The organism is Phycisphaerae bacterium (genome assembly GCA_035384605.1).
In the GTDB taxonomy this organism is placed as follows: domain Bacteria; phylum Planctomycetota; class Phycisphaerae; order UBA1845; family PWPN01; genus JAUCQB01.
Genome location: DAOOIV010000065.1, coordinates 11384 through 17378, shown reverse-complemented (window position 1 = coordinate 17378; position 5995 = coordinate 11384). Strand labels below are relative to the sequence as shown.

The 5995-nt window shown below is 61.0% G+C and carries 3 protein-coding genes; 1 reads left to right on the top strand and 2 read right to left on the bottom strand.

Features of this window, described 5'->3' with window-relative positions:
* Together PLL20_14185 and PLL20_14180 are read right to left on the bottom strand one after the other, a co-directional pair.
* Positions 1-2444, bottom strand: a 2444-nt coding sequence (locus PLL20_14185) for an N-6 DNA methylase (GenBank protein ID HPD31139.1), incomplete at its 3' end; no start/stop codon positions are given.
* 575 nt (positions 2445-3019) lie between these two features.
* Entirely contained in the window at positions 3020-3538 is a 519-nt protein-coding gene (locus PLL20_14180; GenBank protein ID HPD31138.1) for a hypothetical protein, read from the bottom strand.
* Positions 3539-3791: 253 nt separating this feature from the next.
* Between PLL20_14180 and PLL20_14175 the strand changes: the two genes are divergently transcribed.
* Complete coding sequence (locus tag PLL20_14175; GenBank protein HPD31137.1) at positions 3792-5768, top strand: malectin domain-containing carbohydrate-binding protein; 1977 nt, start codon at positions 3792-3794, stop codon at positions 5766-5768.
* Positions 5769-5995 lie beyond the last annotated feature (227 nt).

Here is a 5995-nt window from a genome sequence, read left to right as displayed (position 1 = left end):
ACACGCCGCTGGTGAGCCAGATCCACACGCCGCTGGTGAGCCAGATCCACACGCCGCTGGTGCGAGAATCCGTTCTCGCACCCCTCATCTCGCTCGTGCGAGAATCCTTTCTCGCACCCCTCATCTCGCTCGTGCGAGAATCCGTTCTCGCACACTTCATCCGGCGAATCCTTTCCTCCCACCTCATTGCGGGGCGGGAATCTCGCGTCACCCGTGTCGAGATGGGAATCTCGACACAGCGAGCCTCCCCTCTCACCTCCCCCCCTTGGCAAGCGGCTCGCCGTCCTCCCCCCCTTGGCAAGGGGGGGCTGGGGGGGGTCTCCGTTCACATCCGCCTCGATAGCCGCCCGATCCTCCGGGCCAAGCACATACAGCGTATAAACCTCCTCATCAATCAGCCGCTCGATCTCCGCCAGTTCCTGACGACGCCGCTTCGCAGCTTCCGGCCCGGTTCTCCAATCCGGCGGCTGGACAAACTCCCAGGTCGTCTCATCCTCCAGACTGTTCCGGCGTGCCAGTTCAATGGCCCGCGAGACGTGCGACTCAAGCGCCTCCACCGCTGATGGATCCGCCTGCGGGTACGGCAGATCGCCGACCTCCCGCCCACCGAAATGAACCGTCGGATTCAGCAGATCGATCACATGGCGGGCGAAGCTCGAGTTCATGATCGCCAGCGTTTCCAGCGACGACCCGCGGCCGTCTAACTGAAACGCCGCCATGCCTTCCACATTGCAGATAAACCCCGGCGGCAGGATACGAACGCTCAACCCCCGTGAGCTGGTGTGGGTCCAGGTGACACCGGACCGGAAGTAATAGTCCATGTTCTGCGGCCGCGACGCCACCTTGCCTGATTCGATACCCAGTGTGCGAATCTCGGCCCCGTCGTTCGCCCAATTAACGACGTATTCCTGGTTGCCGTACCAGCGACGAAAGTCGCCACCCTTGATATGCGGGAACCACTTGCGGCCGGTGGCCAGGGCGGCGGCGCGATCGCGGCAACCGAAAGCAATGCACCGATTGGCGGCAACCGCATCATCGGGATCATCTCGAAAGAACACTTCCCACCAGAAACGCAGAAAGCGGAAATTGTCACTGGTCTGCAAACCCACTGTCGGCCGGGCGATCTCACGCAGCCTCGGCAGGTGGTCGAACAGACCTCGCACGCGAGGCGTGATCCAAAACACCCAGGGCCGGCCAGGCAAATGATCGAAATCCCCTTGTCGGCAGCGGAAGACTCGGCTGTCGGCTTCCCCGCGCCGCAACACGGTAACCGCTTGCTCGAACGCCTGTTGCTTGGCCTGCGCGCCCGAAGCCCGGGTGAGGCGGAAGAATGTCCCCAAGCAGTCGTCACGGTTCCCAGGGTCTGCCTCGCGGCGGAGCACGTAGAATGCGGCATCGACCACCGCGTCGGGAAACGTACCCAGCCCGCCTTGTACGAGCGTCTCGATGGCAACCGAACGACGCAGCACATCCCGCAGGTCGGCAAAACTCGATATGAACATGAACGTCTGCGGGGTGATGATACCTAACCGCGCGCCTTCGGCGAGAAGGCCAACGCATCGCTCAAGAAAAGCACCATAGAGGTTGCGTTTGCCGGCCGGATAAGCATTGGCGATGAATGACTTGAGCGAGGCGTCGTAATCCCGGCTATCGAGATACGGCGGATTAGTCACGACAACGTCATAGGTCGCCTCGAAAACATCTGTGGTCGCTTCCCCAATCTCCCTGTTGTGCTCCCACAACATGCCTCCCGCAAGCCGCAAAGCATCGGCGCAGTACAAATGCAGAGGGACTATCGGCGTGTTCGGAGTAAGAGAAACCGCCTTCAGATACAACGTCACGGCCGACAGTCGCACGGCCAAGGGATCAATATCGAAACCGAACAGATTATTGGCCAGAATCGCGGCTGGAATCGCCGACTTACCGGCGACCGAAGGTCGATCGGGCCAACCTGGCTGCCCGGTGTGCTCCAGCTCCTCGCGATACATCTCCGCCAGCAAATCGAAGACCACAAGCCCGAAGTGCATCGCTCCGCAGGCCGGATCGAGGACGCGAATCTCGCAAGCCGGCTTCAGCTTCGCATGCGGCAGCGGCTCAGCCGGCGGGACAAGGTATTCTAACCGGTCGGCCAGGCGCGAATCGGGATGCATCTGCAACCACAGCCGGCCGAGGGTGTTCTCGACCAGGAACCGCACGATCCATCGGGGCGTGAAAAGCTGCGTCTTGGCTGGGAGCAGCTCGGCCGTCACCTTCGGCGGACGCGAACCGCGAAAGACCGCGATGTCCGGCTCGTTGAAGTATTGGTAGAACCAGCCCAGGCTCTCCTCGTTGCCGGGCTGCCACGCCTCCGCGAGAAGAGGCTCATCCAGAATCGCGTCAAGTGCGGACTTGGTGTCCGATGACTCCCCAACCCTCGCTGGGGATGGGACGGAAGACGCTAACAATGAGTACCGCTCGTCCCGGAATCCCCTCCGGGCCGTCTTTCTTGACGAAATCCGTTCCACAGTTGGCAAAGACGAGGATGAGAATCCTCCACCTGGAAGGCCCCGAAGAGGATTCTGGGGCCTGCCGACACTCGCATCACGAGGAACGTCCCGCCCTGCCACCCCCCCTTGCCCCCCCTTGCCAAGAGGGGGAGTCTCGTTGAGCGGCAGCAGGTAATCAAGGACTCCGGCATCCAGGCCGCGGGCTTGTAGCATTCGGTTCGCGGCGGCCCTCAGAAGATGCGTCGCGGCCGCCTTGCGCGTCTCGATCCTGCCGGGCTCCGCGCCCGCCGCGCGCAGAGCCTCCATCAGCACCGCACGACACCGCAAGGCCGCGTCTCGAATGGCAGTCGTATCCAATGGCAGCTCCAGATCATTCAACAAGAGCAATCAGGAGCATCAGACTACACAGACCGAGGCCGTGTCAAGCACCCGCGATCTGTCTTGACGAGCCCAGCTGCTTATTCCGGGAGCGAACGGAATCGGCGTGCAAAGCCCGCCCTACCAGATGTAGGCCGAGGTGATCCTCGCATGGATCAATAATCGCAGTACCACCCGTCGCAATAGCCCCAATCCATGTAATCATAGTAGTCGCCGTAGTCGTAGTAGTTCGCGTAGTCCGAGTAATTGCCATAGTTGGAGTAATCGGAGTAGTTACCATAGTTCGAGTAGTCAGAGTAGTTCGCGTAGTCGTAGTAGTCTGAATAGTCATAGTAGTCGGCGTAGTTGCCGTAGTCGCAGTAGCTGCCGTCGCAGTGCGAGTAGTCCTGGCCTGCACCGTCGCAGTAGCTGCAAGCGTCGTCGCCGCCCCAGTCGGAGTAGTTTCCGTAGTCGGAGTAATCGTTGTAGCCGAAATCCAGATAGTGATCGTAGAGCCAGCCGCCGCTTGCGTGATCGTCATCAGGCTCAATATCGATCCAGCATCCCTGCCCAAGCGAGCCCAGCGCGGTTCCGATGGCTCCCAGCTTGATCAAATGCGAGCCCAGCGTGCGGAAAAACGCCCGGCGGCTGATAGGGCTCAGAGGCTGCTGGTCCGGCTCTTCCGGGGTGGCCATGAATGCACCCGGCCGTAAGCCCGGCAGAGTAAAGGCGGCATCCAATCAGACACGCGAACCAGCAGAAGGTTGGCTGCGAGACAGCCCGTTCCACCCTGTGGCAACGGCATCTTACCGGTGAGCAAGCACCGTTCTTCAGGGACGGCATTATAGGCCGTTTTCGCCTTCAGTCAGATTCCCCTGTTGAGTCGACTCAAGCCCAATCGTACAATGCATTTGCAGTCGCGGAACGAATGAAGAGGAGAATGGCCTGATGAACCTTCTTTGCGCCGGCACACTCTCCAAAGGATCTCTCCGTGTCCAGACATGTCCGCGCCATTTCGCGCGGGCTTTGGGTATCGTCCTGGCCTCCCTCCTTGCCGGCTCGTCTGCAGCCTCGGCCCAGCCGACCGAGAGCCGGCTCGGGCTGCACATGATCATCAACTACACGAGCGGGGCTTCGCAGGTAGTCAACGCCCACCCACGAATCCACAAGATCCTCGACACCCACGGCGCCATGCTGGCGTCAGCACGCGATTTCAAGAACAACAACCCCAACGGCGTGCTGGTCCTGCGAATCTACACCACGAAGTCGTACAACATCTCGCACGACCCTGCGTGGGCAGCCACAGATTTCTGGAACACGGTCCTGGCCCCGCCCATCAATAGCCTGTCAGCCCAGGACCGGGCGCTGATCGACTACGTCGAGGGACCCAACGAATGCGACAGCACCCCCTGCTGGGGGTCCATTCAGAATGCGCAGTGGCTCAACAACTTCTGGCTTTCTCTGGCTCCCCTCATCGCCAACGCCGGGTTCCGCCCCTGTGCCTTCTGCATTCCCGTGGGCAACCCGCCGGGCTCGCTGAGCGATATGCAGGCCCAGCTCGATGCCGTCGTGCCGGCGCTCCGGGTCTGCAAAAGCTACAACGGCGGGTGGAGTTATCACGCATATACTCTTCCCTACTCCAAGAGCGTGAGCACGGAGATCTGGTACTCGCTGCGATACCGCCAGTTTTACAGCTACTTCCGGAGCACCTACCCCGACCTGGCCGACCTGCCACTGCTGCTGACTGAAGGCGGCGTCGACGGCCAGAGCGGCGAGGGCGGCCCGGGATGGAAGGTCGACGATGCGGCCCGGTACGTCGACTGGCTGACTTGGTTTGACGCTCGGATGAAAGAAGACCCTTACGTCGTCGGTTGCACGTTGTTCCAATCGGGCGACCTGTCCGGCTGGTTCTCCTTCGACACCGAGGAAATCAACCCCTGGTTGGCCCAGCACATCCTCTCGTCTGTTCCTCCGACGCCGCCCGCCGTACCCGCCAATCTCAACGCCGCGATCAACGGCCCGACTTCCGTGCAACTGACCTGGAGCTCTGCAAGCGGTGCAATCAGCTACAACGTGAAACGATCAATGACCGGCGGAGACTCCTACTCGACCATCGGAACGTCCACCACGCTCAGTTACACCGATAACGACCTGACGCTGGGAGCCACTTATCACTACGTCGTCAGCGCGGTCAATAACGTGGGTGAAAGCGCGAATTCGAACGAGTCCACCATCACCGTTACAGGCGGATACGCGGCCAATTCAGGCGGTTCCTCGGCCGGCAGATTCGCTGCCGACACATGCTACGACGGCGGGTACACCTATATGACCAGTGCGTCGGTCGATACAACCGGCGCGACCGATCCGGCACCGCAGGCCGTCTATCAGTCGGAGCGGTGGGCGTCTCCGTCGTTCACTTACACCTTCCCCAATCTCGTCGCCGGTGCCGAGTACACTGTCCGCCTGCACTTCGCCGAGATCTACTTCACATCCGCCGGCAAACGCAGGTTCAATGTGAGCATCAACGGAGCGCAGGTGCTCACCAATTTTGACATCATCGGCACGGCCGGTGCGGCCAATAAGGCCGTCGTTCACACATTCACAACCAACGCCAACCCGAGCGGCCAAGTCATCATCCAGTATTCAGCAGGCTCGGCCGACAATCCCAAAGCCGGCGGCATCGAAATCATCCGCAACCTCCCGCCGGTCTATATGGGCGATTTCGATCAGGATCTCGACGTCGATCAAAGAGATTTCGGCCTGCTCCAGGCGTGCCTGAGCGGAAATGGCATCACGCAAAACGATCCTTCATGCACCGCCGCCGATCTGGACGGCGATGCCGATGTCGACCTGGCTGATTTCGGCGTCTTCCTGAACTGCCTGAGCGGCGAGCGGGTGATGCCGCCAGAAAGCTGCCGCACGTAGCGGCGTCCCTCGCTGGTTTCCTCGTCGTTTGAAAGCGTTGCGCTCTGGGATAACCGGCGGGATAAACCCGCTTGACGAGCCGAGGGGTTTATCCCCTCGGTCCTCTTGACGCCGTTCGTTCGCTGGTCAGGCAGAAGACCGGCGGCATAAAGCCGCCGGCTCGTGAAGACACGGGGTTTATCCCCTCGGTCCTCTTGACGCCGTTCGTTCGCTGGTCAGGCAGAAGA